This is a genomic window from Methyloversatilis discipulorum (assembly GCF_018780585.1).
In the GTDB taxonomy this organism is placed as follows: domain Bacteria; phylum Pseudomonadota; class Gammaproteobacteria; order Burkholderiales; family Rhodocyclaceae; genus Methyloversatilis; species Methyloversatilis discipulorum_B.
This window is the reverse complement of record NZ_JADMJL010000019.1, coordinates 102854-129435: the sequence shown is the minus strand read 5'-3', so window position 1 is coordinate 129435 and position 26582 is coordinate 102854. Positions and strand designations below refer to the sequence as shown.

25 protein-coding genes, 1 tRNA gene and 1 riboswitch are annotated in these 26582 nt (G+C 65.3%); of the genes, 6 read left to right on the top strand and 20 right to left on the bottom strand.

Features of this window, described 5'->3' with window-relative positions; translation table 11 throughout:
• Nucleotides 1-6 precede the first annotated feature (6 nt).
• The 3 genes from IV112_RS09900 to thrC all read right to left on the bottom strand — a co-directional run bounded on the left by IV112_RS09900 (nt 7) and on the right by thrC (nt 4996).
• Nucleotides 7-2355 carry a DUF1631 family protein gene (locus IV112_RS09900; protein ID WP_304003288.1) on the bottom strand — a complete coding sequence of 783 codons (2349 nt, stop codon included), beginning with the start codon at nt 2353-2355 and terminating at the stop codon, nt 7-9.
• An 87-nt stretch (nt 2356-2442) separates the two neighbouring features.
• Nucleotides 2443-2531: riboswitch (cyclic di-GMP riboswitch) on the bottom strand.
• Nucleotides 2532-2603: 72 nt separating this feature from the next.
• Entirely contained in the window at nt 2604-3449 is an 846-nt protein-coding gene (locus IV112_RS09895) for an HDOD domain-containing protein (RefSeq protein ID WP_304003285.1), read from the bottom strand.
• 101 nt (nt 3450-3550) lie between these two features.
• Nucleotides 3551-4996: a threonine synthase gene (gene thrC / locus IV112_RS09890; RefSeq protein WP_304003283.1), complete on the bottom strand. Its 1446-nt coding sequence runs from the start codon at nt 4994-4996 to the stop codon at nt 3551-3553.
• 163 nt (nt 4997-5159) lie between these two features.
• Here thrC and IV112_RS09885 point away from each other — a divergent pair, with 163 nt between their 5' ends.
• Nucleotides 5160-6347 carry an HPP family protein gene (locus tag IV112_RS09885; protein ID WP_304003281.1) on the top strand — a complete coding sequence of 396 codons (1188 nt, stop codon included), beginning with the start codon at nt 5160-5162 and terminating at the stop codon, nt 6345-6347.
• A gap of 21 nt (nt 6348-6368) precedes the next feature.
• On the opposite strand, the gene IV112_RS09880 is transcribed toward IV112_RS09885, so the two are convergent.
• Genes IV112_RS09880 through IV112_RS09870 form a run of 3 tightly spaced genes read right to left on the bottom strand, consistent with a single transcriptional unit; the run spans nt 6369 to nt 9438 of the window.
• Nucleotides 6369-7682 (bottom strand): homoserine dehydrogenase, encoded by a 1314-nt coding sequence (locus tag IV112_RS09880; RefSeq protein WP_304003279.1) that lies wholly within the window; start codon nt 7680-7682, stop codon nt 6369-6371.
• A 36-nt stretch (nt 7683-7718) separates the two neighbouring features.
• The gene (locus tag IV112_RS09875; protein WP_304003277.1) at nt 7719-8177 is read right to left on the bottom strand and encodes a GNAT family N-acetyltransferase; all 459 of its coding nucleotides are present in this window, start codon (nt 8175-8177) and stop codon (nt 7719-7721) included.
• Nucleotides 8167-9438: a pyridoxal phosphate-dependent aminotransferase gene (locus IV112_RS09870; RefSeq protein WP_304003276.1), complete on the bottom strand. Its 1272-nt coding sequence runs from the start codon at nt 9436-9438 to the stop codon at nt 8167-8169. Before IV112_RS09870 ends, IV112_RS09875 begins: the two co-directional genes overlap by 11 nt.
• A 71-nt stretch (nt 9439-9509) precedes the next feature.
• Between IV112_RS09870 and IV112_RS09865 the strand changes: the two genes are divergently transcribed.
• Genes IV112_RS09865 through IV112_RS09850 form a run of 4 tightly spaced genes read left to right on the top strand, consistent with a single transcriptional unit; the run spans nt 9510 to nt 12461 of the window.
• Nucleotides 9510-9986 (top strand): Mth938-like domain-containing protein, encoded by a 477-nt coding sequence (locus IV112_RS09865; RefSeq protein ID WP_304003274.1) that lies wholly within the window; start codon nt 9510-9512, stop codon nt 9984-9986.
• 36 nt (nt 9987-10022) lie between these two features.
• The gene (locus tag IV112_RS09860; RefSeq protein WP_304003273.1) at nt 10023-10475 is read left to right on the top strand and encodes a peroxiredoxin; all 453 of its coding nucleotides are present in this window, start codon (nt 10023-10025) and stop codon (nt 10473-10475) included.
• A gap of 48 nt (nt 10476-10523) precedes the next feature.
• The gene (locus IV112_RS09855) at nt 10524-11978 is read left to right on the top strand and encodes a PhoH family protein (RefSeq protein ID WP_020164926.1); all 1455 of its coding nucleotides are present in this window, start codon (nt 10524-10526) and stop codon (nt 11976-11978) included.
• Between the two features lie 21 nt (nt 11979-11999).
• Nucleotides 12000-12461 (top strand): MarR family winged helix-turn-helix transcriptional regulator, encoded by a 462-nt coding sequence (locus IV112_RS09850; RefSeq protein ID WP_304003270.1) that lies wholly within the window; start codon nt 12000-12002, stop codon nt 12459-12461.
• 35 nt (nt 12462-12496) lie between these two features.
• Here IV112_RS09850 and IV112_RS09845 read toward each other — a convergent pair whose 3' ends face one another.
• The 8 genes from IV112_RS09845 to rnr all read right to left on the bottom strand — a co-directional run bounded on the left by IV112_RS09845 (nt 12497) and on the right by rnr (nt 20164).
• Nucleotides 12497-13591 carry a DUF748 domain-containing protein gene (locus IV112_RS09845; RefSeq protein WP_304003268.1) on the bottom strand — a complete coding sequence of 365 codons (1095 nt, stop codon included), beginning with the start codon at nt 13589-13591 and terminating at the stop codon, nt 12497-12499.
• Nucleotides 13592-13598: 7 nt separating this feature from the next.
• Nucleotides 13599-15014: a replicative DNA helicase gene (gene dnaB / locus IV112_RS09840; RefSeq protein WP_020164928.1), complete on the bottom strand. Its 1416-nt coding sequence runs from the start codon at nt 15012-15014 to the stop codon at nt 13599-13601.
• 189 nt (nt 15015-15203) lie between these two features.
• Nucleotides 15204-15653: a 50S ribosomal protein L9 gene (rplI, locus tag IV112_RS09835; RefSeq protein ID WP_029143718.1), complete on the bottom strand. Its 450-nt coding sequence runs from the start codon at nt 15651-15653 to the stop codon at nt 15204-15206.
• A gap of 15 nt (nt 15654-15668) precedes the next feature.
• Complete coding sequence (gene rpsR, locus IV112_RS09830) at nt 15669-15941, bottom strand: 30S ribosomal protein S18 (RefSeq protein ID WP_008058994.1); 273 nt, start codon at nt 15939-15941, stop codon at nt 15669-15671.
• A gap of 32 nt (nt 15942-15973) precedes the next feature.
• Nucleotides 15974-16309: a primosomal replication protein N gene (gene priB / locus IV112_RS09825; protein ID WP_020164930.1), complete on the bottom strand. Its 336-nt coding sequence runs from the start codon at nt 16307-16309 to the stop codon at nt 15974-15976.
• Entirely contained in the window at nt 16306-16692 is a 387-nt protein-coding gene (gene rpsF / locus IV112_RS09820) for a 30S ribosomal protein S6 (RefSeq protein WP_008058992.1), read from the bottom strand. Before rpsF ends, priB begins: the two co-directional genes overlap by 4 nt.
• A 119-nt stretch (nt 16693-16811) precedes the next feature.
• Complete coding sequence (rlmB, locus tag IV112_RS09815; protein WP_296811936.1) at nt 16812-17564, bottom strand: 23S rRNA (guanosine(2251)-2'-O)-methyltransferase RlmB; 753 nt, start codon at nt 17562-17564, stop codon at nt 16812-16814.
• Nucleotides 17561-20164, bottom strand: a complete 2604-nt coding sequence (rnr, locus tag IV112_RS09810) for a ribonuclease R (protein ID WP_304003263.1) — start codon at nt 20162-20164, stop codon at nt 17561-17563. The genes rlmB and rnr overlap by 4 nt, the downstream gene beginning before the upstream one ends.
• 57 nt (nt 20165-20221) lie before the next feature.
• Between rnr and IV112_RS09805 the strand changes: the two genes are divergently transcribed.
• Nucleotides 20222-20306, top strand: a tRNA-Leu gene (locus IV112_RS09805).
• Between the two features lie 115 nt (nt 20307-20421).
• On the opposite strand, the gene IV112_RS09800 is transcribed toward IV112_RS09805, so the two are convergent.
• From IV112_RS09800 to hflX, 6 genes are all read right to left on the bottom strand, one after another.
• Nucleotides 20422-21726 carry an adenylosuccinate synthase gene (locus IV112_RS09800; protein WP_304003262.1) on the bottom strand — a complete coding sequence of 435 codons (1305 nt, stop codon included), beginning with the start codon at nt 21724-21726 and terminating at the stop codon, nt 20422-20424.
• 2 nt (nt 21727-21728) lie between these two features.
• On the bottom strand, nt 21729-22901 hold the full coding sequence (locus tag IV112_RS09795; protein WP_304003260.1) for an ATP phosphoribosyltransferase regulatory subunit: 1173 nt from the start codon (nt 22899-22901) through the stop codon (nt 21729-21731).
• On the bottom strand, nt 22901-23086 hold the full coding sequence (locus tag IV112_RS09790) for a DUF2065 domain-containing protein (RefSeq protein ID WP_019917986.1): 186 nt from the start codon (nt 23084-23086) through the stop codon (nt 22901-22903). Before IV112_RS09790 ends, IV112_RS09795 begins: the two co-directional genes overlap by 1 nt.
• A gap of 107 nt (nt 23087-23193) precedes the next feature.
• Nucleotides 23194-24075: a protease modulator HflC gene (gene hflC / locus IV112_RS09785; RefSeq protein WP_304003259.1), complete on the bottom strand. Its 882-nt coding sequence runs from the start codon at nt 24073-24075 to the stop codon at nt 23194-23196.
• The gene (gene hflK, locus IV112_RS09780; RefSeq protein ID WP_304003258.1) at nt 24075-25286 is read right to left on the bottom strand and encodes an FtsH protease activity modulator HflK; all 1212 of its coding nucleotides are present in this window, start codon (nt 25284-25286) and stop codon (nt 24075-24077) included. Before hflK ends, hflC begins: the two co-directional genes overlap by 1 nt.
• 20 nt (nt 25287-25306) lie before the next feature.
• The gene (gene hflX, locus IV112_RS09775; RefSeq protein WP_304003257.1) at nt 25307-26572 is read right to left on the bottom strand and encodes a GTPase HflX; all 1266 of its coding nucleotides are present in this window, start codon (nt 26570-26572) and stop codon (nt 25307-25309) included.
• Nucleotides 26573-26582: the final 10 nt, after the last annotated feature.

Below are 26582 nucleotides of genomic sequence, written 5' to 3'. Positions count from 1 at the left end.
GGACGCTCAGCCGGCGGCAACCTCGTCGCGCGGCTGTGCCAGCGCCTGACTGACCGCCCGTTCGAACATCGGCGCCGCATCGACGATACGCGCTTCGCCCCGCGCCAGCTGCAGCGCCAGCGCGTCGGGCGCAATCGAGGTGGCCCGTGGGGAACCGGGATTGGTGAACAGATAGATGCCGCGCTGCGGACTGACCCAGTTCAAGCGCATACGCGAAAAACTGCCGTCGGGCTGCTTGAACTCGACCCAGTCGCCACGCTTCAGCTCGGCCACCCGGCCTTCGTCGGCAATATCGAGATGCGCCGGCAGATTGAGCGAAATGTCCTCGTACTCGAGGCCATCCTGCTCGACGTGCTCGGTCACCACCTCGGGCGCCGGCACCGCGTCGTTCGCCGAGCCCTCGCCCGGCACCCACTGCTTCACCGGGGGCGGAGCGCCGGGCGTCGCCCCTGGCTTGATCCACTGTGCGTGCAGATCGAACAGGCCGTTGAGCAGCAGCAACTTGTCGGCCGGGTGCGCTTCGGCCGTGTCGAAACCCTGATTCAGCCTGCGCAGCAGGCCGGGCAACGCCTGCACCAGCTTGCGCCGCTCTTCCGGATCGCTCTTCGGCTGCACGCTCCAGATCAGTTCGTCCGCGGTTACCAGTGCCTGCCGGTAATCGACCTCGGTATCGGCGCCGCGCTCGGCCAGCGTGCGCAGCAGGCGACGCCAGACGCCGTCCAACAGGTTCTGCACCACTGCAGGAAGCGGCGTGCGCAGACGGTCGTCGACGGCGTCGTCAGCGGCGCGACGCGCATCGTCGCGGCGCAGACGTTCCTGTTCGCGCTCTTCGGCCAGACGGGCGGCCGTTTCGGCACGCTGCGACTCCTCGGATTCGAGCGCCTCGATGAAGCTTTCGAGGTCGCTGTTGCAGGCCTCGAACAGGCTCATGTCGCGCTCGAAGTCGCGCAGGATGCGATCGACGATTTCCGCCAGCTTTACGTACAGCGGATCGTCGTGGCCGACATCGCGGCCCCAGCGCAGCATGGCCTGAGAAATGAGATCGAGCAGGCGACGCGCCGGGTGCGCCTTGCTGGAGAAGAAGCTGCGATCCAGCATGGCCACCTTGACCAGCGGAATCTGCAGCCGGCCGACCAGCGCCTTGATCGGATCGGCGATGTTCGCATCGTCGAAGATGAGGTCGAACAGCATCGCGACGATGTCGACCGTGATCGCGTCGAACTGCCCCAGATGCCGGCCGAGATCGGAACTGCGGAAATCGCGCAGTACATTTACCGGAACGGGAAGACCGACACCCGGGCTCACCGGCAGATGATCGGCCTCGGCCTGCAGCGCGCTCAGCGCCTCGAACACGAAGGGCGAGGCCGGCGTGAAGCCGGCGGCGGGCCCGCTGCCGCCGGCAGCCGGCATCGGAATGCCCTGGGCAACCATCTGCCCCTGCACCAGCTGGGCCAGCATCGCATAGATGTCGCCCTCGCCATCGAATCCGCCGACGCCGGACATCGACGGATCGCCGAAGCCCTGATGCATCGACGCCGTGCCGAAGCCCTGCGTCATCGACGCGCTGCCGAAGCCCTGCACCGAAGACACGGTGCCGAAGTCCGGCCGCGGCATCGCCGCCTGCTCGCCACCCGGTGCCGCCCCGGCGCCGCGCGGCCGCGTCCCCGCCATCGGTGCGCGCCGGAACCCGCGGCGCAGTCCGGGCAGCACGTTCTGGCGCACCAGCCGGGTATTCAGTTCCTGATAGAGACGGGCCAGCTCGTTGGAAATCTGCTGTTCGAGCGATTGCAGCAGCACCAGTCGCATCTGCACGCCCGGATCGACCTCCTCGGACGCCGCGCGCAACGCATTGGCGATGGCTTCGGTACCGATCGGGTTATCGGCATCGGTCGGGTCCTGCTTGCCGAGCAGGCTGCCCAGGCGCTGTTCGACCGCGTACAGATCCTCGTCGCAGTGTTCCTTCAGCTTGCGGGTGATTTCGCTGACCGCCAGATCCTGGGTCAGCACGTCCTCCTCGACCAGGCTCAGCTCGTCGAGCGATTTCGGCGCGGCGTCGGCCGAAGCCTTCAGCGGCTCACCGCGCACGCGGGCATCGAAATAGCGCGAAAGATTGTCGATGAAGGCCTGCTCGATACCGGCCCAGTTCTCGCGAGCCTTACCGCAGGTGAACATGTAGAGGTTGCGCTGGTCGCGGTCGAGCTCGGCTTCTGCACGCGCAACCAGATCTTCCTCGATCTTGGTCAGCATGCCGTGCAGCGATTCGCGCAGACGACGCAGCGTGAAATCGCGGCAGTCGTTGATCACGCGTCCGCGTTCGGGCGGCAGATTGGGAGGCATCGGTGAAGCGGCGCTCATTGTTTACCTTTGCGGTCGCTCAAAGCGACCTGAAAAGGCCGAAACCCGGGCAAGGTTCAGGTCGGAGCGCAACCTGTGGCGCAGTATAGCGGCGGCCCCGCTGTCATGGGGTGTCGTCACCCTGTAGACCGGAAACTTTGCGTCGCCGTCTTTCGACGGGTTTGCCCTGGTTCAGCTGTTATCAGATTTCACCGAAATTAACGGTCCGCCGGGCGCGGACTTGAGGGTCTCCCCGGCGGTCGAGCCGATCACACCTGCAGCGTCGCGATGATGGAGTCGATTTCCTCCTGCGATTCGGCCACCACGGCGTCGAGCGTTTCGTTGTCGATGTCGGCGGTGACCGTCTCGGCAATCGCCGCGTCGTGCTCCGCCGTCGCACTGCAGAACGGGTTCGGGAAGGCCGCCATGCTCTCGGCCAGAAAAAGCACGTCGGCCAGCGAACGGGGCGGCACGACCGGTCCCGTGATCGACGGATCGTCGACCGCATCGATGATCTGGGTCGGCACCTTCAGCGATTCCAGCACTGCCCGGCCGACACTGCGGCTGAAACTGAACATCAGGCCGCTCAATTCCTCCTCGCGCTGCAGCAGCGCCGGGAAGGCGGAGGCGCGGGCCAGCAGGTAGAACTGGCCGATCTCATGCACGACGCCAGCGAACATCGCCGCATCGGCGTTGAGTCGGGACAGCCGGCGCGCGATCACGAAGCTGAGTGCCGACACGTGAATCGTGTGCTGCCACAGGTCGTGCGTCATCACACGCAGCCGCTCATCGGCACGCGCATCGACCATCTGGCGGACGATGAGCGACATCGTGAGCATGCGGATCGGCTCGGTGCCGACCCGGTTCACAGCGGTGCGCACGTCGGTGATTTCGTTGCCGCTGCGGTTGTAGGCCACCGAATTGGCGAGACGCAGCGCTTTCGCGCTCAGCACCGGCTCAGCGCCGACCAGGCGCGCGACCTCGTTGATGTTGATGTCCGGGTTCTCGAGCGCCTGGCGGATGCGCAGCGAAACGTCGATGCTGGTCGGGAACACGATGTCCCCCGACTCCAGTTCGGCCGAAAGTCGTTGCAGTGCTTCAAGCGATGCGTTCACCGGCTCACCCATGAGTTGTCCCCGTACATACACAGTTCGATGTACGGGTCTACGGCAGGCCGGCGGATGTCTTGAATCCGTGGGGCGACCGCCCCCCGCGCTCAGCCGGCGTGGCGCGCGATGTAATCCTTCATGGCCGCCACGTCGGCATCCATCACCTCGAAACGCTGCGGCAGCGATTCCAGATTCTCCATGCCGGCCGGACGCACTGGCTCGCGGCCCAGGGCCTCGACCACGGTTTCAGAGAACTTTGCCGGCAGCGCTGTTTCCAGCACGATCATCGGCACGCCGGCCTCGCGTCGCTCCAGCGCGACCTTGAGGCCATCGGCGGTGTGCGTGTCGATGGCGCGCCCCCAGCGTTCGTTGACCAGCCGCATCGTGGCGACGCGGTGCGCATGATTGCTGGCACCGGACTGGAATCCGTATTCGGACGCCACCTTGCCGAACAGCGACGACGCCGACAGATCGAACGGACGGCCGCGATCGACCTCGCCCCACATCGACCGCACCGCCTCCGCATCGCGGCCGGTCAGGTCGTAGATGAAGCGCTCGAAGTTGCTGGCCTTGGAAATGTCCATCGAAGGGCTGGTCGTGTGCAGCGTTTCCGCGGTGGCGCGCGGACGATAGACGCCGGTGCGGAAGAACTCGTCCAGCACGTCGTTCTCGTTGGTCGCGACCACGAGGTGACGGATGGGCAGGCCCATCATGCGAGCGATGTGGCCGGCGCACACGTTGCCGAAGTTGCCGGACGGCACGGTGAAGCTCACCTCTTCGCCGTTGTGCTTCGTCGCCGCGAAATAGCCCTTGAAGTAGTAAACGACCTGGGCCGACACCCGCGCCCAGTTGATCGAATTGACCGTGCCGATGCAGTACTTCGACTTGAAATCGAGATCGTTCGACACCGCCTTGACCATGTCCTGGCAGTCGTCGAACACGCCGCGCACCGCGATGTTGAAAATGTTCGGATCCTGCAGGCTGAACATCTGCGCCGTCTGGAAGCGGCTCATCTTGCCGTGCGGGCTCAGCATGAACACGCGCACGCCATGCTTGCCGCGCATCGCGTATTCCGCGCTGGAGCCGGTGTCGCCGGACGTCGCGCCGAAGATGTTCAGCTGCTGGCCGCTTTTTTCCAGCGCGTACTCGAACAGATTGCCGAGCAGTTGCATCGCCATGTCCTTGAACGCCAGCGTCGGTCCATTGGACAGTTCGAGCAGATGCAGGCCGGATTCCAGCGTATACAGCGGCGTGATGTCGCGCGCATCCGACCCGGACACGGTGTTGCGATACACCTCCGGCGTATAGGTGCGGTCGATCAGCGCCTTCAGGTCGGCGGCCGGAATGTCGTCGGCGAAGCGCGACAGGATGGCGAAGGCGAGCTGGCGGTAATCCATGCCGCGCATCGCTTCGAGATCGGTCGCCGTAAACCGCGGGTACTGAACGGGCATGGCGAGGCCGCCATCTTCCATCAGGCCGCCCAGCAGGATTTCGGTGAAGCGCTTCTGCGGCGCCTGGCCGCGGGTGGATACGTAGTACATCGCGTCGTGCATCGGATTCGTGGTCGAGAAGCGGCGCGCGGAGCGCGCGCAGGGGGCGTTAATCTAGCACAGGGCGCTGCCCGGCCCGCGCCAGCGTGCGCTGTGGTTATGGGCACATGTTCGCACCACAATGGGGCATGAAGGTAGACTGGCGCGCTTTGCCCGGATCGACTCGATGACCGGCCTGACTGAACTGCTGCGGCGTCATCTGGTATCGGACGCCCCGCCACTGTCCCGCGCAGAACGCTGGCGCAGCACGCTCGCCGGCTTCTTCGGCCTGCTGCTGTTCGAGGGCGTGCTTTTCGTGCTGCCGCTCGGCGCCGAGGAAAAGCGCATCCTGGCGCCGCTGGGCGCGACCTCCGTCATCCTTTTCGCGCTGCCGCACAGCCCGCTGGCCCAACCGTGGTCGGTGATCGGCGGCCTGCTGCTGTCCGCGCCGCTGGGCTACGCCTGTGGTCACTGGCTGCCAGCCGGACCGTGGGTGATGGCGGTCGCACTGGCGGCGTCGATCTGGCTCACCGCCTGGGCGCGCTGCATCCACCCGCCCGCTGGCGCGATGGCGCTGACCATGGCCATGGCCGCCGCACAGGGGGCGGCCATCGAGCCTGCACTGATGGCGACGGCGGCGAACACGATCGCCATCATGGTGGCGGTGATGGTGGTGAACAATCTCGTCCCCGGCCGCCATTACCCGCAGGGCACGCCGCCTGCCGCCCAGCAGCAGATGCATCAGGCGCCGCCCGTCATCGCCCACCGCGACCTGGAGGCGGCGCTGGGCGAGATCGACAGCTTCCTCGACATTCGCGAGGACGATCTGGTCGATCTCTACGAGCGCACACTGCGGCATGCCTTCAAGCGCGTGCATCGCATGCGCTGCGGCGATCTGATCGATGGCGCCGTCACGGCGCCCGCCGTCGAATTCGCAACGCCGCTGGCGGACGCCTGGCTGCTGATGCGCAAGCTGCGGGTCGATACGCTGCCGGTGGTCGACCGCAGCCGACGGGTGATCGGGCTGCTGTCGCTGGAGGACTTCCTGCGCGAGGTGTCGCCTGAGGCGAATCGCTCGATGGGCGAAGCCGTGCGCCATCTGCTGGCACGCTCACCGCACACGCACTCGGACAAGGCGGAGGTGGTCGGACAGATGATGCGCGAGGTGCGCGACGGCGTGCTGGTGCTGCGCCAGAACGACAGCGTGGCCGACGCCGCCGAGGCGCTGGCCTCCGGCCGTCAGCCGGCGGTGCCGGTGATCAATGGCGCCGACCGTCTGGTCGGCATGCTGGATCGCACCGACGTCGTGGCGGCGCTGTATCACCGCATCGAACTGGCCGACGCGGTGAGCGCCGAGCCGGCGCCGGCCGGCTGAACGCCGGCCCGCCCTGTCCGCTCAGCCGTTCAGTTCTTCCAGACGCAGACGCGTCACCGCGCCCACCGTGCTGTCCAGCGCCTCGATGCGGACGATGGCCGCGTCGACCTGCTTCTCGCGGGTGACGTGGGTCAGCATGATGATGTTGGCCTGCTGTTCGCCTTCCGACGGTTCCTTCTGCAGCATCGCGTCGATGCTGATGCCCTGGTCGGCGAGGATGCGCGTGATGTCGGCCAGCACGCCGGGTTTGTCCTGCACGCGCAGGCGCAGGTAGTAGGCGCTTTCGACCTCGCTGATCGGCAGGATGGGGGTATCGGATAGCTGATCGGCACGGAAGGCGAGATGAGGCACGCGGTGTTCCGGGTCGGCGGTGTGCAGACGGGTCACGTCGACCAGATCGGCGATGACCGCGCTGGCGGTCGGTTCGGCACCTGCGCCGCGGCCGTAGTACAGCGTCGCGCCCACCGCGTCGCCCTTCACCACCACGGCATTCATCACGCCTTCGACGTTGGCGATCAGGCGCTTGGACGGGATCAGCGTCGGATGCACGCGCAGTTCGAAACCGTCGGCCTTGCGCTTGGTGATGCCCAGCAGCTTGATGCGGTAGCCCAGTTCCTCGGCGTAACGGATGTCCTCGGCGGTCAGCTTGGTGATGCCCTCGATGTGGGCACGGTCGAACTGCACCGGGATACCGAAGGCCAGCGCCGACAGCAGCGTGATCTTGTGTGCGGCATCGACACCTTCGATGTCGAAGGTCGGGTCGGCTTCGGCATAGCCCAGGCGCTGCGCGTCGGCCAGCGCGTCGGCAAAGGTGAGACCTTTGTCGCGCATTTCCGACAGGATGTAATTGGTGGTGCCGTTGATGATGCCGGCGATCCAGTCGATGCGGTTGGCGGTCAGCCCTTCGCGTACCGCCTTGATGATGGGAATGCCGCCCGCCACGGCCGCCTCGAACGCCACCATGACGCCCTTGGCCTGCGCCGCGGCGAAGATTTCCTGGCCGTGCACGGCGAGCAGCGCCTTGTTGGCAGTGACCACGTGCTTGCCGTTGGCGATCGCCTCCAGCACCAGCTGCTTGGCCACGGTGTAGCCGCCGATCAGCTCGACCACGATGTCGATGCTGGGATCACGCACCACCTCGAAGGCGTCGCCGGTCACGCGGGCGGCACCACCGGTCATCGACTTCGCGCGCTCGACGTCGCGGTCGGCAACGGCGGTGATCTGGATCGGGCGACCGGCGCGACGGGTGATTTCTTCCTGGTTTCGGGTGAGCACCGTCCAGGTGCCGCCGCCGACGGTGCCGATGCCGAGCAGGCCTACGTTGATGGGTTTCATGCTGTCCCTCGTCTTGTAATGGGTGCCGCGGGCCGGTCAGGCCAGATCCCGCGAAAAATGAAAACAGGCGATGTGCATGCCTTCGCGATGGTAGAAGCGGTGCGCATCGACGCGATGGGTGCCGGAATCCAGCCGCAGCCGGGTCGCGCCGCGCGCCTTCGCCTCGTCCGCCAGCCAGTCGAGCAGCCGCTTGCCGACGCCGCGCGAGCGCGCTGCCGGGTCGGTCACCAGATCATCGACATAGAAGAACACTCCGCAGGACGTGTTGCGATAGCTGCGGAAGACCGTTACACCGACGACTTCACCTTCGGCGACGGCCACCGCGATCTCGCCACCGTCGGCCACGATGCCCTGCATCGTGCCGGCATAGTCGGCCGGCAGATCCGGGCGCAGCGCGCGATGCACGGTTTCGGCCCTGGCGAGCCAGCCGGGTTCCGTTACCGCGCGAGCGCCCGCCACGCGCAGCACTTCGAGCACCGGCGACTCAAGTGCCATGGCGCTTGCGGTAGCCGTCGAGGAAGCGTGCGATGCGGCCGATGGCGTCACGCAGATCGTCTTCGTGCGGCAGGAAGACGACGCGGAAGTGGTCCGGGCGCGACCAGTTGAAGCCGGTGCCCTGCACCAGCAGCACGCGTTGTTCTTCCAGCAGTTCGAGGATGAAGCGCTGGTCGTCCTCGATCGGGTAGATCTTCGGATCGAGCTTCGGAAAGAGGTAGAGCGAAGCGCGCGGCTTGACGCAACTCACGCCCGGAATGTCGGTGAGCAGTTCCCACGCCACGTCGCGCTGACGCGCCAGACGGCCACCCGGCTTGATCAGGTCGTTGATGCTCTGGTAGCCGCCGAGCGCCGTCTGGATCGCGAACTGGCCCGGCACGTTCGAACACAGGCGCATCGACGCCAGCATGTTCAGGCCGTCGATGTAATCGCGCGCGTGGCGCTTGTCGCCGGACACCACCATCCAGCCGGCGCGGTAGCCGCAGGCACGGTAGTTCTTCGACAGGCCGTTGAAGGTGACGAACAGCAGATCGTCGGCCAGCGAGGCGATCGAGGTGTGGGTCGCGCCGTCGTACAGCGTCTTGTCGTAGATCTCGTCGGCGAAGACGATGAGCTTGTGCTCGCGCGCGATCTGCACCAGGTCGCGCAGCAGATCGTCCGAGTACAGCGCGCCGGTCGGATTGTTCGGATTGATGATGACGATGGCGCGCGTGCTCGACGTGATCTTCGAGCGGATGTCGTTGAGGTCGGGCATCCAGTCGGCGCCCTCGTCGCAGATGTAATGGCGGGCAGTACCGCCGGCCAGCGTCACCGCGGCGGTCCACAGCGGATAGTCGGGCGCCGGCACCAGCACCTCGTCACCGGTGTTGAGCAGACCCTGCATCGCCATCACGATCAGCTCGGACGCGCCGTTGCCGATGAAGATGTCGTCCACGCCTACGCCGGGAATCTTCTTTTCCTGGCAGTACTGCATGATGGCCTTGCGCGGCGCGAACAGGCCGCGCGAGTCGGTGTAGCCGGCGGCATCGGGCAGATTGCGGATCACGTCCTGCACGATCTCTTCCGGCGCATCGAAGCCGAAAGGCGCGAGATTGCCGATGTTGAGCTTGATGATGCGGTGGCCGTCCTCCTCCATCTGGCGTGCACGGGCGAGGACGGGGCCGCGGATGTCGTAACAGACGTTGGCGAGCTTGGACGACTTGGTGACCGGCGGATGCACGATGGCGGACTCGGAAGACTCTTTGGGCGTATGGCGGGACATGTGGATTACCTATGCGGCGCGCGCACGCACTTGCCGCTGCCCTGGCAACATTGCCGACAGGCGAAAAAGGTATGATTGTAAGCGACCGCCGAAAGCAGGGCAAAACCGTTCTGGCGGCCACGACGATACAGTTGCGAACCACCCCGGACATCACCCCACGCGACGTGAAGCTGCACCAGACTCCCCGCCCCACCATTCCGCTGGTCACCGGCTTCGGCGACGGCTATCTGCAGATCGGCGAACGCCGGGTCACGCGCACCATCCTGATCGCGCCGGAGCAATTGCGCGAAGACTGGGGCGCCGACGACCTCGACCGCCTGAAGCCGGAAGACTTCACCGAACTTGCGGCACTGCCGGTGCAGATCCTGCTGCTCGGCACCGGCCCGACCCAGCGCTTCCCGCCCCCCTCTCTGCTGCGGCCGATGATCGAGGCCGGCATCGGCGTCGAGGTGATGGACACCCTCGCCGCAGCCCGCACCTACAACATTCTGGTGGCCGAAGGGCGAGCGGTGGCTGCCGCGCTGCTGCTGCCGGACGCGACGCCCTGACCGCACCTTCCTGCATGCACTGGAGACCGATACACGATGAGCGAAATCCGGGCTGACGACTTCACCCTGCCCTCCACCTCCGGCACCGACTTCCTGCTGTCCGCCGCCGGCAAGCCGCTGGTGATCTACTTCTACCCGAAGGACAGCACGCCGGGCTGCACCACGGAAAGTGCGGACTTCCGCGACCGCTATGGCGATTTCAAGTCGCTCGGCGCCGACGTGGTCGGCATTTCGCGCGACAGCATCAAGTCGCACCAGAACTTCAAGGCCAAGCTCGAACTGCCTTTCGAACTGCTGTCCGACCCGGACGAAACGGCATGTACGCTGTTCGGCGTGATGAAGATGAAGAACATGTACGGAAAACAGGTGCGCGGTGTGGAACGCAGCACTTTCGTCATCGGTCCGGACAACCTTATCCTGCGCGAGTGGCGCGGCGTGAAGGTGCCGGGCCACGCGGAAGAGGTGCTCGCCTTCGTCCGCTCGCTCTGAAACGCTGCACCCAAGACACCACCCGAGACTTTACGCCCACAGGATCACATGGCCACCCGACGCCCCGCAGCAGCCCCTGCCCGCCGTTCCCGCAAGTCGCCCCCGGCCACCAAGCTCTTCGTCCTCGACACCAATGTACTGATGCACGACCCGACATCGCTGTTCCGTTTCGAGGAACACGACATCTTCGTGCCCATCATGACGCTCGAAGAACTGGACAACAACAAGAAGGGCATGACCGAAGTGGCGCGCAACGCGCGCCAGGTGAGCCGCCTGCTCGATGAGATCGTCAGCGGTGCCGAAGACAAGATCGCCGAAGGCATACCGCTGGCGGCCGCATCGAGTGAGCTCGCCAGCGGTCATCTGCTGCTGCAGACCGAAGCCATCAACGGCGTGCTGCCGACCGCGCTGCCCACCGCCAAGGCGGACAACCAGATCATCGCGGTGGTGATGCACCTGTCCGAACGTCACCCGGGTCGTCAGGTCATCCTGGTGTCGAAGGACATCAATATGCGCATCAAGGCCCGCGCGCTCGGGCTGCATGCGCAGGATTACTTCAACGACAAGGTGCTCGAAGACACCGACATGCTCTACACCGGCACGCGCGAGCTGCCGGAGAAGTTCTGGGACGAGCACGGCGGCAACCTCGAGTCGTGGAAAGAAAACGGCCGTACGATGTACCGGGTCAAGGGCCCGCTGTGCCCGGATCTGCTGATCAACGAATTCGTCTACAAGGAAGCCGGCGCCAAGCAGGACAAGCCCTTCCATGCGCTGGTGCGGGAACGCGCCGGCAAGACGGCAGTGCTGGAAACGCTGGTCGACTACAGCCATCACAAGAATTCGGTCTGGGGCATCCTGGCGCGCAACCGCGAACAGAATTTCGCGCTGAACCTGCTGATGAACCCCGAGGTGGACTTCATCACGCTGCTCGGCCAGGCCGGCACCGGCAAGACACTGCTGACACTGGCGGCCGGACTCACCCAGGTTCTTGAAACCAAGCTTTACAGCGAAATCATCATGACCCGGGTTACCGTGCCGGTCGGCGAGGACATCGGCTTCCTGCCCGGTACCGAGGAAGAGAAGATGACGCCGTGGATGGGCGCGCTCGAAGACAATCTGGACGTGCTGAACAAGACGGACGATCCGAATGGCTCAGGCGAATGGGGCCGTGCCGCGACGATGGATCTGATTCGCAGCCGCATCAAGGTGAAGTCGCTGAACTTCATGCGCGGGCGCACCTTCCTGAACAAGTTCCTCATCATCGACGAAGCGCAGAACCTGACGCCGAAGCAGATGAAGACGCTGATCACGCGCGCGGGCCCCGGCACCAAGGTCGTATGCCTGGGCAACATCGCGCAGATCGACACCCCCTACCTGACTGAAGGCAGCTCCGGCCTGACCTATGTCGTCGACCGCTTCAAGGGCTGGCCGCACAGCGGCCACGTCACCTTGCAGCGCGGCGAGCGTTCGCGTCTGGCCGACCACGCTGCCGAAGTGCTCTGATCCCTCACGGAGGACATCGCCATGACCTTCATCGACCCGATGCTGCTGGACCAGCAGCTGTGTTTCGCCCTGTACGCCGCCGCCCACGCGATCACGCGCTGTTACACGCCGGGTCTTAAGGCGCTCGGGCTGACCTATCCGCAGTATCTGGTGATGCTGGTGCTGTGGCAGGAAGATGCACTGACGCTGAAGGCACTGGCCGAACGGCTGGATCTCGATTCGCCGACGCTGACGCCGCTGCTCAAGCGGCTCGAAGCCAGCGGCTACCTCACGCGCGCGCGCAATCGCACCGACGAGCGGGCGCTCGAAATACGACTGACCGAGGCCGGCCACGCGCTGCGGGAAAGAGCGGAGGAGGTACACGCAGAGGTCGCCCGTCAGTCCGGCCTGCCGCCGGACGCGATGGCGCGCATGCGGGCCGAACTGCAGCGCCTGAGCGCACAGCTCAAGGGCGCGGAACAGGCGCGGACACAGGCGGGCTGATCCACGCCGGGCAAGCGTGGCGGATCGGGCAGCAATCAGTCGCCGAACAGCTTGCCGACGGCCTCGCCCACACCCTTCACCACCGAACTGCCCGCATTGCCGACGCCGCGCACCAGGCCCCCAAGACTGACGCCGAGCGACTCGGCCATGGCGCTGGTGACGCGCGTTGCGAAGCCTTCGTTCAGCGAGAATTTCGGATCGTCGATGCGACCTTCCAGCGTGAAATCGACGCTGATGCGCTCGTTCCTGTCCTTCATCAGCCCGACCACCGCCGCTCGCGGCATGCCCATGAAGGTGTTGCCGGACGCCAGTTCGAGACCGGTCAACGTGAGCGTGCCCGGCGCCTTCAGGCGCTTGTCGGCGACGACAGGACGGATGTCCAGATCCATCGTGCCGCGCTTGACGCCGGTTTCCGCGGCCTGGATCAGATAGGGCTGGAAGGCGACCAGATCGACGCCGCGCAGCGAGAACTCCAGCTTCGCGTCGCGCGTGGCCAGCACGACCTCGCCATTCAGCGCCAGCCGACCGTCCTGTCGTGGCCCCTTGACGGTCCCGTCGACGGCCAGCGTGGTCGCGCTGTCGAGCGCTGGCAGGTCGATCGGGCCGATGTCCGCATTGAGCGCCGTCAGCGCCAGCCGGTGTGGCGTGCGTCGCACGCTGGCGTCAAAGAAATCGAGTGCGCCGTCGCGCAGTTCGATGCGCGCGACATGTACCGGCGGCATGCTGCCGTCCGTGTCGGCAGCCGAGCCCGTTTCGAGCAGGGCGGGCAGCACGCGCAAGCCACCTTGCCGGGTACGCAGCATGGACAGATAGGCGCCCTCGACGGTAATCCGAGCGATGCGTACGCGTGCCGACAGCAGGTCGCGCAGTTGCGGCACCACCTCGACGCGCTGCGCGCGTAGTTCGTCGTCGGCCGGCCATGGTGCATCGCCGTCCCGCTGCGCGCGGATGCGCACCTCGTGAAGCACCACCGCATCCAGCCGGACCTCGACGCTGGCCACCTCACCACGCGGCCCCAGCGCTGCCTCGACCTGGCTGCGCAACATGTGCAGCGCGAGCTGGAAGGCGCCGGCACCGAGCACCGCCAGAACGACGATGACGATGGCGAGGCGACGCAGCCAGACCGTCACGCGCGCCTCAGTAGGAACCGGGCCGTGCAGCGTTGACGAACTTCGTGTGCTCGCCCTGGAAGCCGAGCACCACGGTACCGGTCGGGCCGTTACGGTGCTTGCCGATGATGATTTCCGCCAGCCCCTTGTCCTGGGTATCGGGGTTGTACACCTCGTCCCGATAGATGAACATGATGATGTCGGCGTCCTGTTCGATGGCGCCGGATTCGCGCAGATCGCTCATCACCGGTCGCTTGTTCGGACGCTGTTCCAGCGCGCGGTTCAGCTGCGACAGCGCGATGATGGGCACGTGCAGCTCCTTGGCCAGCGACTTGATCGCGCGTGAGATTTCCGAAATCTCGGCGGTGCGGTTCTCGCCGTCGCGGGTGCCGGACATCAGCTGCAGGTAGTCGATTACGATCAGGCCGAGCTTGCCGCACTGGCGATAGAGCCGGCGCGCGCGGGCCCGCAGGTCGGTCGGGTTGATGCCGCCTGTCTCGTCGATATGGATGGGCGCCTCGTGCAGCTTGCCCAGCGCCATGGTCAGCCGACCCCAGTCATCGTCGGTCAGGCGGCCGGTGCGCAGACGCCCCTGGTCGATCTTCGCTACCGACGAAACGAAACGCATGGCCAGTTGGGTGCCCGGCATTTCGAGCGAGAAGATGGCAACCGGCAGGCCGAGCTCGACCGCGACGTGTTCGCAGATGTTGAGCGCGAAGGTGGTCTTGCCCATGGCCGGACGGCCGGCGACGATGATCATGTCTCCGGGCTGCAGGCCGGCGGTCTTGTCGTCGAGATCGACGTAGCCGGTCGGCACCCCCGTCACTTCCGACGGATCGTCGCGGTCGTACAGTTCCTGGATGCGATTGACCACCTGCACCAGGATGGGCTGAATGGCGACGAACCCCGTACTGGCCGAAGCGCCCGCCTCGGCGATCTCGAATATCTTCGATTCCGCCTCGTCGAGCAGCGTCTTGGCATCGCGTCCGCGCGGCGTCAGCGCATTGGCGGCGATCTCATCGCCGACGCTGACCAGCTTGCGCAGGATGGCACGCTCACGGACGATTTCCGCATAGCGGCGGATATTGGCGGCCGACGGCGTGTTGTTGGCGATTTCGCCCAGATAGGCCAGCCCGCCGGTCTGCTGCGCCTCGTCGCCCTTCTCGATCGATTCATAGACGGTCACGACATCGGCCGGCTTGCCCTGCTCGATCAGCTTGGCGATGTGGCGGAAGATGCGGCGGTGATCGTCGCGGTAGAAGTCGGATTCGTTGACCTGGTCGCCAACACGGTCCCAGGTACTGTTGTCCAGCAGCAGACCACCGATCAGCGACTGCTCGGCTTCGATCGAATGCGGCGGCAGCTTCAGCGCCGCCACCTGTCTGTCCTGCGCGGCCTGGGCCGCCTGGGCGTCCGGACCGGGTGCGTTGCGCACGCTGCTCATGATGTCTTTTTCATTCTGGAGAACTTGCCGGGGCAATCCTGCAATCTAGCCGCGCAGCGTCTGCACGACAACTGCACAAGCTGTGGAAAAGCTGTGGGCTTTGCTGTGGATGAGATGTCGGTTCGTCTGCGCGTCAACGAAAAAGGCCACCCGCAGGTGGCCTTTCCGTCGCAGCCCGAAGGCCGGCGATCAATGCTCGCCGAGCACCGACACCGTCACGGTGGCGATCACGTCCGAGTGCAGCGCGATCTCGAACTGAGCGTCGCCCACGGCCTTCAGCGGGCCGTCCGGCATGCGCACCATCGACTTGTCCACCGGGAAGGACTGGGCAGCCAGCGCTTCGGCGATGTCGGCCGTCGACACCGAGCCGAACAGGCGGCCATCGACACCGGCCTTGCGGGTGATCTGCACCATGAAGCCTTCGAGCTTCTCGGCGACAGCCTTGGCAGCGGCCAGACGTTCGGCAGCGGCCTTTTCCAGTTCGGCACGGCGGGCTTCGAAAGCAGCCAGGTTTTCCGGCGTCACGCGCTTGGCGCGGCCGGTCGGGATCAGGAAGTTGCGGGCGTAACCGTCACGCACCTTCACCACATCGCCCAGATCGCCGAGCTTGGCGACCTTGTCCATCAGGATTACTTGCATGGTCGTCTCCCTCGATTACTGGTGCAGGTCGGTGTAAGGCATCAGCGCCAGGAAGCGTGCGCGCTTGATGGCGGTCGACAGCTGGCGCTGGTAGCCAGCGCGGGTGCCGGTCAGGCGTGCCGGCATGATCTTGCCGTTCTCGGAGATGAAGTCCTTCAGGATTTCAACGTCCTTGTAATCGATCTCTTCGATCTTCTCTGCGCTGAAGCGGCAGAACTTGCGGCGCTTAAACATGCTGCGCGAGCCGCGGTCGTCCTTCTTCTTGCCGTTCTTCGGTCTGAAAGCCATGGTGGTTTCCTTCCACTGTTGCGACGCCGGGCTCAGTTGCCCGAGGTCACGAATTCGATACGGGTTATGTGCATGACGCCCTGCCTGCTTTTCGCACTGCGGGCTGCCATGAATCCTTCTGCGATCAACGACGTTCCGAGCGGGGCTTGAGCGAGCATCCTTGCCAGGTCTCCCAGCAGCACGAAATCGGTTTCAAACCTGACTTCGCGTGGCGCACCGTTTTCGATCTGCTGCGAGAAGTGCTCGAGGCATCCACGCAGGATCGGCACGCCGGCCGGGGTCTGTCTCAGTGCATCGCGTTCGATCAGCGTGGCGGACAAGGTGAAGCTGTTTGCCGCCGGGCCGACCGCGCCCTGCCCTTCGGTCAAGCCGCCGGCTGTTCCGCAGCCGGGGCAGCGGCTTCAGCAGCCGGTGCCAGCAGCGAACGCGACTTCTCTTCCTTCATCATCGGCGACGGCGTGACGACAGCCTTGCGCATCTTGATGGTGAGGTGGCGGAGAACGGCGTCGTTGAACTTGAAGGCGTGCTCGAGTTCGGCCAGCGTTTCGCCGTCGCACTCGATGTTCATCAGCACGTAGTGAGCCTTGTGCACCTTCTGGATCGGGTAGGCCAGCTGGCGGCGACCCCAGTCTTCCAGGCGGTGGATGCTGCCGTTGCGGCCGGTGACCAGCGTACGGTAGCGCTCGACCATGGCGGGCACTTGCTCGCTCTGGTCCGGATGGACGATGAAAACCACTTCGTAATGTCGCATGTAATCTCCTTGCGGTTCAGTGCCGGGCAAACACGAGCCTGTCCGGCGGTTACACCTCCCGGCATGCGAATCCGGTGAGGCAAGGTAAGCCCGCGAGTATAGCGCGCGGGCCGTGATTCTTACAAGCCGCCCTTTGCCGTGCGCTGGCGCCGCGCCTCGAACAGGCACACGCCGCTGGCCACCGACACATTCAGGCTTTCGACCGTGCCGTGCATCGGAATCGACGCCAGCACGTCGACGGTTTCGCGGGTGAGCCGGCGCATGCCGTCGCCCTCGGCGCCGAGCACCCACGCCACCGCGCCCGACTGGTCGACCGCGTACATCGACTTGTCGGCTTCACCGGCCGCACCGATGGTCAGGATGTCGCGCTCCTTCATCTCGCGCAGGCTGCGCGCCAGATTGGTCACCGTCACGTACGGCACGGTGTCGGCCGCACCACTGGCCACCTTGATCGCCGTTGCGTTCAGGCCGACCGCCCGGTCGCGCGGGGCGACCACGGCGTGCGCACCGGCCGCGTCCGCCACGCGCAGGCAGGCACCGAGGTTGTGCGGGTCCTGGATGCCGTCGAGCACCAGCAGCAGCGGCGGCTCGGACAGCGTATCGAGCACGTCGTCGAGCGAGCGGTAGGGAATCTGCGCCAGCACACGCGCCACCACGCCTTGATGACGCGCGGCGCCTCCGGCCAGGCCGTCGAGGCGTGCCGGCTCCATCTGTACCCACTTGACGCCTGACGCCTCTGCGGCACGGATCAGATCGCGCATGCGACCGTCCTGACGCGCGGTGGATACGAACAGCTCCTTTACCGCATCCGGGGCGTGGCGGATCTTCGCGGTGACCGCGTGGAAACCGAAGATGTAGCGGGTATCGCTCATTCGCGCACCCTCCGCTTCGGCACAGCCGACTTCGGTGCTCGGGAACCGCTCTTCTTGGCGGCGGACGGCTTCTTCGCCGGGGTTTTGCTCACTGCGCTCTTCTTTCCTGTCATTTTCTTCGTTGCGCTCTTCGCCGTCTTCTTCGCTGCCGGCTTCGGAGCTGCAGCCTTGCTACCCTTGGGCTTGGCCGCCCGGGCGGGCGGTTCGGTGCGCGGCGCAGGCGCTGCCGCTTCCGGTGCGGCAGGCTTCGCCTTCTCTCTTTCTCTCGCCTTGGCGTGCGATGTCTGCTTCGCCTCCCGCGCAGACGCGTCGCTCTCTACGCGCCGCCGCGAAGCGGCGCCGGTCCGCCCCGGCTTGGGCGTCAGCTTGGCCTGCTGCGGCACACGACCGAAGTCCCGCTCGGCACCGCCGGCGAGTCGGAAATCGATGCGCGTGTTGTCGAGATCGACCCGCACGACCTGGATGCGCACGCGATCGGCCAGACGATAGATGCGGCCGCTGCGCTCACCGACCAGACGATGCTTGCCTTCGTCGTAGTGGAAGTAATCGGCGCCGAGGTCGGAAATGTGCACCAGGCCTTCGATGAACACGTCATCCAGCGCGACGAACAGGCCGAAAGGCACGACCGCCGACACGCTGCCTTCGAATTCCTCGCCGACGCGGTCCTGCATGAAATAGCACTTGAGCCAGTTGGTTACGTCGCGACTGGCTTCGTCGGCGCGCCGCTCGGTGGTCGAGCAGTGCAGACCGATGTCGGACCAGTCGCCCGGCTCGTACCTCTTCTTCGCCAGCGCGGCCTTGATCGCGCGGTGCACGAGCAGGTCGGGATAGCGGCGGATCGGCGAGGTGAAGTGGGTGTATGCCTCGTAGGCCAGGCCGAAGTGGCCTACGTTGTCGGGGCTGTAGATGGCCTGACGCAGCGACCGCAGCATCACCGTCTGCAGCAGCTGGCGGTCCGGACGGTCGCCGATGAGCTCGAGCAGCGCAGCGTAGTCCTTCGCGTGCGGCTTGTCGCCGCCACCCAGCTGGAAGCCGAACTCGCCGAGGAAGGCGCGCAGCTTCTGCAGGCGGTCTTCGCTCGGGCCCTCATGCACCCGGTAAAGCGTGTCCTGCCCGCTCTCTTCGAGGAAACGCGAAGCGCAGACGTTGGCCGCCAGCATGCATTCCTCGATCAGCCGGTGCGCGTCGTTGCGCGCGCAAGGCACGATGCGCTCGATCTTGCCGGCATCGTTGAACAGCATCTGCGTCTCGACCGTTTCGAAATCGATGGCACCGCGCTTCGCACGTGCCTTGCCGAAGACACGGAACACTGCGTCCAGCGCTTCGAGGCGCGGCAGCAGCGGCTTGAGGCGCTTGCGCGTATCGGCGTCCTTGTCGTACAGCGCAGCGGCAACCTCGGTGTAGGTGAGGCGCGCTTTCGAGTTCATCACCGCGGCGTAGAAGCGGTAGCGCTGGATCACCCCGGCAGCCGACACGTCCATGTCACACACCATGCACAGGCGGTCCACCTGCGGATTGAGCGAGCACAGCCCGTTGGACAGCTTCTCCGGCAGCATCGGAATGACCCGGCGCGGGAAGTAGACCGAATTGCCGCGCTCGAACGCCTCGGCATCGAGCGCCGTGCCCGGCTTCACGTAATGACTCACGTCGGCGATCGCGACGACGAGGCGGAAGCCGCGCCCCTGCTTCTCGCAATACACGGCGTCGTCGAAGTCCTTCGCCGTCTCGCCGTCGATGGTGACCAGTTCCAGGTCGCGCAGATCGACCCGGCCGGCGCAGTCCTTCTCGCGCACCTCGTCCGGCAGACGCTTGGTCGCCGCCAGCACCTTGGCCGAGAACTCGTGCGGCATGTTGTGCTTGCGCAGCGCGATCTCGATCTCCATGCCGGAGTCGCCGTAGTTGCCCAGCACCTCGACCACGCGACCGATGGGCGGCGTATAGCGCGTCGGCTGTTCGATCAGTTCGACCTCGACCACGGCACCGGCCGTGGCCTTCAGCGCGCGCTTGCCCTTCTCGGGGGCAGCCAGCACGATCTGCTGGCGAATGCGGCGGTTCTCGGCAATGCAGAACTGCACGCCGTGCTCCTCGACCACACGGGCGATAAGCCGCGAATTCGCGCGCTCGGTCACCTCGACCACCTTGCCCTCGGGCCGGCCGCGGCGGTCGGTGCCGCTGATGCGCACGAGTACGCGGTCACCGTGCAGCACGCTGCGCATTTCCTGCGCGCTCAGGAAGATGTCCTTGCGCTCCGCCTTGGCCCCGGGCGGCGTCTTGTCGTCGCCGACGATGACGAAGCCGAAACCATCGGGATGCCCCTCCACGCGACCGGCGATCAGATCGGCCTTGTCGGGGATGATGTAGGCGTCGCGACGATTGCGCATCAGCTGCGCCTCGCGCTCCATCGCGCCGAGGCGACGCACGAAGTAATCGCGCTCGTGCGGCTGTATGTCGAGTGCCTGGAACAGTTCATCGGCACTCATCGGAACCGCGGCCTGCTCAAGCACTTGAACGATGTACTCGCGGCTCGGCAACGGGTTTTCGTAGCGAGCGGTTTCACGCTCGAAGAAGGGATCCGCGCGGCGGATCTTGCTCAGTTTCACTTTTTTCTCTTTTTCTCTTGACAACGTAGATGCCTAGTATAAAATGCGCAGCCTCTTGCCCAGGTGGCGAAATTGGTAGACGCGCTAGTTTCAGGTACTAGTGCCGCAAGGTGTGGAGGTTCGAGTCCTCTCCTGGGCACCAAACAAGCCAGCAGAAAAGCCGACAGAAATGTCGGCTTTTTTGTTTTCTGCTGCCGCCAAAAACAAAAAACCCGCACACCCCTTCCGGGGCATGCGGTTCTTCGCACCCGTCACCCTCACTCGAAGGGATGACGCAGCACGATGGTCTCTTCACGATCGGGGCCGGTCGAAATCATGTCGACCGGCACGTCGCACAAGGCCTCGATGCGCGCGATATAGGCGCGCGCATTGGCCGGCAGATCCTCCACCCGCTTCGCCCCCACCGTCGTCCCCTCCCAGCCGGGCAACGTTTCGTAGATGGGCTCGCAGGCACCGACGCGCTCCGAACCCAGAGGCAGCAGGTCGGACACCTCGCCGTTGACGCGATAGCCGGTACAGACCTGCAGTTCCTCGATGCCGTCGAGCACGTCGAGCTTGGTCAGACACAGGCCGGTCACGCCATTGATCTGGATCGAGCGGCGCAGCGCAGCGGCATCGAACCAGCCGCAGCGACGCACGCGGCCCGTCACCGTGCCACGCTCGTGACCGATGGTCGACAGGTGATGGCCCACGGTGCCTTCTTCCTCGATCGGCAGCTCGCTCGGGAAAGGGCCGGAACCGACGCGGGTGGTGTAGGCCTTGGTGATGCCCAGCACGTAATGCAGCATGCCGGGGCCGACACCCGCGCCGGCGCTGGCCGCACCCGCCACGCAGTTGCTCGACGTGACGTAGGGATAGGTGCCGTGATCGACATCCAGCAGCGTGCCTTGCGCGCCCTCGAACAGCAGGTTGTCGCCGCGCTTGTGCGCCGCGTGCAGCAACGCAGACACGTCAGCCACCATGGGCAGAAGCCTGGGCGCAAGCGCCAGGACGTCATCGAGCGTCTGCTGATAATCAACCGGCTTGGCGCCAAGCTGCTTTTCCAGCAGGAAGTTGTGGAATTCCATCACCTCGCGCAGCTTCTCGGCGAAGCGCTCGGGATTGAACAGATCGAGCACGCGCAGCGCGCGGCGCGCAACCTTGTCTTCGTAGGCCGGGCCGATGCCCTTGCCGGTGGTGCCGATCTTGGCGCCGCCACGTGCGTCTTCACGCGCGATATCGACCGCGCTGTGGAAAGGCAGGATGAGCGGGCAGGCCTCGCTCACCTTAAGGCGCGAACGTACCTCGATGCCACCCGCTTCCAGCTTGTCGATTTCGGACAGCAGATGGGAAGCCGACAGCACGACGCCGTTGCCGATGTAGCAGGCGACACCGTCGCGCATGATGCCGGACGGGATCAGGTTCAGCGCGTACTTCTGCCCCTTGATCACCAGCGTGTGGCCCGCGTTGTGGCCGCCCTGGAAACGCACGACGCCCTGCGCGTGATCGGTCAGCCAATCGACGACCTTGCCCTTGCCCTCGTCGCCCCACTGGCTGCCGATGACCACTACGTTCTTTGCCATGCTCAAACCTTTCTTTCGAGCGGCTTCACCTGCCACTCACCTTCAACAAATACCAGCTGGCGAGTGCACGCCAGTTCCTGCACATCGTCGTCGTGACCGGGCAGAGCCGCGATCACCGTTTCACCTTGCGCCCGCAGCGCACTCACGCGGGCTCTCAGCGCAGCGTCGGCAACCGCCGGCGCAAGAATGGCTGACTTCGCCTCGGCCGTCGGCGCACGCTGCGCCAACTGACGCAGATCGAGGCTGAACCCGCTTGCCGGCCGCGACCGACCAAAGGCCTTGCCCACTTCATCGTAGCGCCCGCCCAGCGCAATTGCCTGCGCCTGACCGGCGCAATAGACCGCGAAGCTCACTCCGCTGTGATAGTGGTAGCCGCGCAGATCGGCCAGATCCACACCTGCCACGGCCGGATCGATCGCCGCGGCGAGTTGCGCCAATGCGTCCAGCGCCTGGCCGATGTCCGGCCAGTCCGGCAGTTCCGCGCGCGCCCTCGCCAGTACATCGATCTTGCCGTACAGCCCCGGCAGCGCCATGAAGGCGTCGCGCACCTGGGCCGGTTCATCGACGAGCAACTGGCGCAGCGCCGGCAGGTCCTTGCACTGCAGCGCGGCAAACAGCTCCTGCTCGCCGTCCTCGCTGCGCAGCGCCGCGGATTGCAGGCGCGAAGCCAGCGCCCGGAACACGCCGACGTGGCCGAGATCGACGCGCGCCGGCTGCACACCCGCCACCTCGAGCGCACGCAGCAGCAGGCCGATCAGCTCGATATCGGCTTCGATACCTGCGTGGCCATACAACTCGGCGCCAAGCTGTATCGGCTCACGCGTTGCGTTGAAGCCGGACGGCAATGCGTGCACGACCGGGCCGCAGTAACACAGACGCACGACACCGTTTCGATTGAGCAGGTGCGAGTCGATGCGCGCCACCTGTGGGGTGATGTCCGCACGCAATCCCATGGTGCGCCCCGACAGCTGATCGACCAGCTTGAAGGTGCGCAGATCCATGTCGCGGCCACTGCCGGTCAGCAGTGACTCGATGTACTCGACCAGCGGGGGGGAAACCAGCTCGTATCCGTGCAGCGCGAATTCGTCGAGCAATCCGCGGCGCAGACGCTCGACCTGCCGTGCTTCATCGGGGAGCAGGTCTTCTATGGATTCAGGAAGCAGCCAGCGACGCATCACTTGAACAGCGCGATCAGCGCAATACCGATAATCATTGAAGTCAGGCCGACGAAGCGCAACTGGCCGTCTGCCAGTTCGGTCGCCCGTCGGAAGGTGTCGCGCCACAGACGGGGCGCGACAAAGGGGAGCACACCCTCGATGACGAGCATGAGCCCCACAGCGATCAACAGGATTGATTCCATCAGCAAAAAAGGCACAGCCCGCAATGCGGGCTGTCGCCTTCGGTCCGGTTCCCTTGTGGAACAACCCGTGGACTATACAGCACGCCCACCGGCTTCACCCGCTGTGTTTACTTCCCGGGTGCCTTCGAACCATTCTTCAGATAGCGGAAGAAATCCGAATTCGGCTCGATCACCAGCACGTCGCTCTTGCTGCGGAAACTCTTCTGGTAAGCGTCCATGCTGCGATAGAAAGCGTAGAACTCGGGATTTGAGCCGAACGCACTGCCGTAGATCGCGGCCGCCTGGGCATCGCCCTCGCCCTTGATCTTCTGCGCTTCGCGGTAGGCCTCGGCGACGATGATTTCACGCTGGCGATCGGCATCGGCGCGGATCTTCTCGGCCTCGGCCGAGCCACGCGAACGCAGTTCGTTGGCTACCCGCTTGCGCTCTGCTTCCATCCGGCGGTAGACCGATTCCGACACCTCGCTCGGCAGGTCAACGCGCTTGAGACGCACATCGACGATCTCGACGCCGATCTTGACCGCATCGACGTTGGCCTTGCTGCGCATGTCTTCCATGATCCTGTCGCGCTCGCCGGACACGACCTCGTGCACGGTGCGGCGACCGAATTCCTCGCGCAGACCGGCATTCACGGTCTGCAGCAGGCGCGTTTCCGCCAGGCGCTCGTTGCCGCCGACCGAAATGTAGTACTGCTTCACATCGGTGATGCGCCACTTCACGAACAGGTCCACCAGCACGTTCTTTTTCTCGGACGTGATGAAGCGCTCGGGATCGGCACTGTCCAGCGTCAGGATGCGACGGTCGAACACGCGTACGTTCTGCACCAGCGGCCACTTGAAATGCAGCCCCGGCTGCTCGATCACGTTACGGACTTCACCGAGCTGGAAAACGATCGCGTACTGACGTTGATCCACCGTGAACAGCGAGGTCGACGCGAGCACGATGGCGAGGATGAGGCTGCCCAGCAGCAGCGGAAGCTTTTCCTTCATCAACGCTCTCCCCGCTCACGCGAACGCAGCGCTTCGCGGTTGCGCGCGTCATTTGCCGTCTGGTCACTCATCAGCGGCGGCAAGGTCATCGGCTCGGCCGGGCGGGCCGCGCCCTCGGCCGACGCGCCGGACTGCTGCATCAGCTTGTCCAGCGGCAGGTACAGCAGGTTTCCACTGCCCTTGGCGTCGATCATCAGCTTGCTGGTATTGGTCATGATCTGCTGCATGGTGTCGATGTACATGCGCTGGCGCGTCACTTCGGGCGCCTTGACGTACTCGGACAGCACCTGCTTGAAGCGACTGGCGTCACCTTCCGCCGTGGCGATGATGCGCTGCTTGTAGCCGTTGGCTTCTTCCATCAGACGCGAAGCGGTACCGCGCGCCTTCGGAATGACGTCGTTCGCGTAGGCCTGACCCTCGTTCTTCTGCCGTTCGAGATCCTGCCCGGCCTTCACCGCGTCGTCGAACGCGGCCTGAACCTGCTCGGGCGGCTGGGCGTTCTGCAGCGTCAGCTTGCTGATCTGGATGCCGGTCTGATAGCGATCGAGGATCTGCTGCATGATGCGCTGCGCATCGACGGCGATCTGTTCGCGTCCTTCGTACAGCACGAAGTCCATCTTGCTCTTGCCGACTATCTCGCGCATCGCCGTCTCGGCCGCGTGCACCACCGTGTCTTCCGGCAGGCGGTTCTGGAACAGATAGGCAACCGGATCCTTCAGGATGTACTGCACCGCGAACTGGATGTTGATGATGTTCTCGTCGTCGGTGAGCATCAGTGCTTCGTTCAGCACCTTGTTGCGCTCGCTGCCGCGATAGCCGATTTCCACCGTGCGCACTCCGGTCAGATTGACCAGCTCGTGCGAATCGATCGGGAAGGGCAAACGCCACTGCAGGCCCGGCTCGGTCGTTTCGTGCAGCTTGCCGAAGCGCAGCACGACGCCGCGCTGACTGGCGTCCACGATGTACAGACCGCTGGCCAGCCAGACGATGAGCACCAGGCCGAGAATGATGCCGATGCCGCCGCCGAACTGGCGCGGGCCGACCGGCGGGCGCGCCTCGTTGCCACCATCGCCCGAAGACTTGCCGCCGAACATGCCGGACAGTCGACGATTGAAGTCACGCCAGAGATCTTCCAGATCGGGCGGTCCCTGGTTGCCGCCCTTGTTGCCGTTGCCGCCCTGATTGCCCCAGCGGGGGTCATTGAGCGACATCAAGATCGCATTGAGCACGTTCAGACTGGATAAGTAAGGATGGATGAGTCGGGTGACGCGTCCGCCCCGTCACTCGACGGAGCGTCATCACCCGCCGACGGTGAGATGACTGGGAGTGCAGACCTCGACGAGGGTTCCAGATTCAGCCCACGCGGATCGTCATTCGGTGACTTCCGGTTGGCGGCAGCTATTCGTTCGTCAACCAGGCGCTGCGTAATCGCCGCCCGCAGGTCTGCAAGCCCTGCACCCGTGCGAGCGCTTACGCGCGCCGTTTGAATGGTATCACAGCCCCCGGGATCCGCCCCGGGCGCCAGCGCCGGCACCAGATCGACCTTGTTCAGCACGCGGATCTGCGGCACCGCGTCGGCGCCTATCTCCGCCAGTACCTTGTCCACCGCTGCGATCTGCGCGTCCCGATCGGGCGCCGACGCATCGATCACGTGCAGCAACAGATCGGCGCCTGCCGTCTCTTCGAGCGTTGCATGGAAGGCGGCGACCAGCGTATGAGGCAGATCGCGTATGAAACCTACGGTATCGGAAAGCACCACCTGACCGAACTCGCCGAGATAAAGCTGGCGCGACGTCGTGTCCAGCGTCGCGAACAACTGGTCGGCGGCGTAAGTGCCCGCCTTGGTCAGGGCATTGAACAGCGTGGATTTGCCGGCGTTGGTGTAACCGACCAGGGCGACTACCGGGGTTTCACGGCGCTCGCGCGACTTGCGCCGCACGCCGCGCTGGCGCTCGACACGCTCAAGCTTTTCCTTCAGCGCCTTGACGCGCTGTCCGAGCAGACGGCGGTCGGTTTCGAGCTGGGTTTCACCCGGACCGCGCAGGCCGATGCCGCCCTTCTGCCGCTCCAGGTGAGTCCAGCCGCGCACCAGACGGGTAGCCAGGTGTTCGAGCTGGGCCAGTTCGACCTGCAGCTTGCCCTCATGGCTGCGCGCACGCAGCGCGAAAATGTCGAGGATGAGCGCATTGCGGTCGATCACGCGGCGCGACAGCGCGCGCTCGAGATTGCGCTGTTGTCCGGGCGACAGTTCGTGGTTGAACAGGACGATGTCGGCCTCGTTGGCGTTGGCCAGATCGAGGATTTCCGCGACCTTGCCCTTGCCGGCGAAGGTGGCCGGGTCCGGCGACTGCCGGCGCCCACCGACGCGAGCCACCGGCTCGGCACCGGCACTGCGCACCAGCAGCGTGAATTCGTCGAGACGGTCTTCGTAGTCCCTCGCACCAAGATCGAGCTGGACGATGACCGCACGCTCCCCACCTGACGGACGATCAAACATCCGCGCAGGC

What these genes read in the sequence shown, in the direction of transcription:
- IV112_RS09800 (WP_304003262.1), bottom strand. Translation starts at nt 21,726, where the DNA reads ATGGCAAAGAACGTAGTGGTCATCGGCAGCCAGTGGGGCGACGAGGGC.
- rpsR (WP_008058994.1), bottom strand. Translation starts at nt 15,941, where the DNA reads ATGGCTTTCAGACCGAAGAACGGCAAGAAGAAGGACGACCGCGGCTCG.
- hflC (WP_304003259.1), bottom strand. Translation starts at nt 24,075, where the DNA reads ATGAAGGAAAAGCTTCCGCTGCTGCTGGGCAGCCTCATCCTCGCCATC.
- IV112_RS09875 (WP_304003277.1), bottom strand. Translation starts at nt 8,177, where the DNA reads ATGGCACTTGAGTCGCCGGTGCTCGAAGTGCTGCGCGTGGCGGGCGCT.
- IV112_RS09795 (WP_304003260.1), bottom strand. Translation starts at nt 22,901, where the DNA reads ATGCGTCGCTGGCTGCTTCCTGAATCCATAGAAGACCTGCTCCCCGAT.
- rpsF (WP_008058992.1), bottom strand. Translation starts at nt 16,692, where the DNA reads ATGCGACATTACGAAGTGGTTTTCATCGTCCATCCGGACCAGAGCGAG.
- rplI (WP_029143718.1), bottom strand. Translation starts at nt 15,653, where the DNA reads ATGCAAGTAATCCTGATGGACAAGGTCGCCAAGCTCGGCGATCTGGGC.
- IV112_RS09900 (WP_304003288.1), bottom strand. Translation starts at nt 2,355, where the DNA reads ATGAGCGCCGCTTCACCGATGCCTCCCAATCTGCCGCCCGAACGCGGA.
- IV112_RS09790 (WP_019917986.1), bottom strand. Translation starts at nt 23,086, where the DNA reads ATGGAATCAATCCTGTTGATCGCTGTGGGGCTCATGCTCGTCATCGAG.
- IV112_RS09865 (WP_304003274.1), top strand. Translation starts at nt 9,510, where the DNA reads ATGATTGTAAGCGACCGCCGAAAGCAGGGCAAAACCGTTCTGGCGGCC.
- IV112_RS09860 (WP_304003273.1), top strand. Translation starts at nt 10,023, where the DNA reads ATGAGCGAAATCCGGGCTGACGACTTCACCCTGCCCTCCACCTCCGGC.
- hflX (WP_304003257.1), bottom strand. Translation starts at nt 26,572, where the DNA reads ATGTTTGATCGTCCGTCAGGTGGGGAGCGTGCGGTCATCGTCCAGCTC.
- thrC (WP_304003283.1), bottom strand. Translation starts at nt 4,996, where the DNA reads ATGCACGACGCGATGTACTACGTATCCACCCGCGGCCAGGCGCCGCAG.
- IV112_RS09880 (WP_304003279.1), bottom strand. Translation starts at nt 7,682, where the DNA reads ATGAAACCCATCAACGTAGGCCTGCTCGGCATCGGCACCGTCGGCGGC.
- dnaB (WP_020164928.1), bottom strand. Translation starts at nt 15,014, where the DNA reads ATGAGCAGCGTGCGCAACGCACCCGGTCCGGACGCCCAGGCGGCCCAG.
- IV112_RS09885 (WP_304003281.1), top strand. Translation starts at nt 5,160, where the DNA reads ATGACCGGCCTGACTGAACTGCTGCGGCGTCATCTGGTATCGGACGCC.
- IV112_RS09870 (WP_304003276.1), bottom strand. Translation starts at nt 9,438, where the DNA reads ATGTCCCGCCATACGCCCAAAGAGTCTTCCGAGTCCGCCATCGTGCAT.
- rlmB (WP_296811936.1), bottom strand. Translation starts at nt 17,564, where the DNA reads ATGAGCGATACCCGCTACATCTTCGGTTTCCACGCGGTCACCGCGAAG.
- IV112_RS09850 (WP_304003270.1), top strand. Translation starts at nt 12,000, where the DNA reads ATGACCTTCATCGACCCGATGCTGCTGGACCAGCAGCTGTGTTTCGCC.
- hflK (WP_304003258.1), bottom strand. Translation starts at nt 25,286, where the DNA reads ATGTCGCTCAATGACCCCCGCTGGGGCAATCAGGGCGGCAACGGCAAC.
- IV112_RS09855 (WP_020164926.1), top strand. Translation starts at nt 10,524, where the DNA reads ATGGCCACCCGACGCCCCGCAGCAGCCCCTGCCCGCCGTTCCCGCAAG.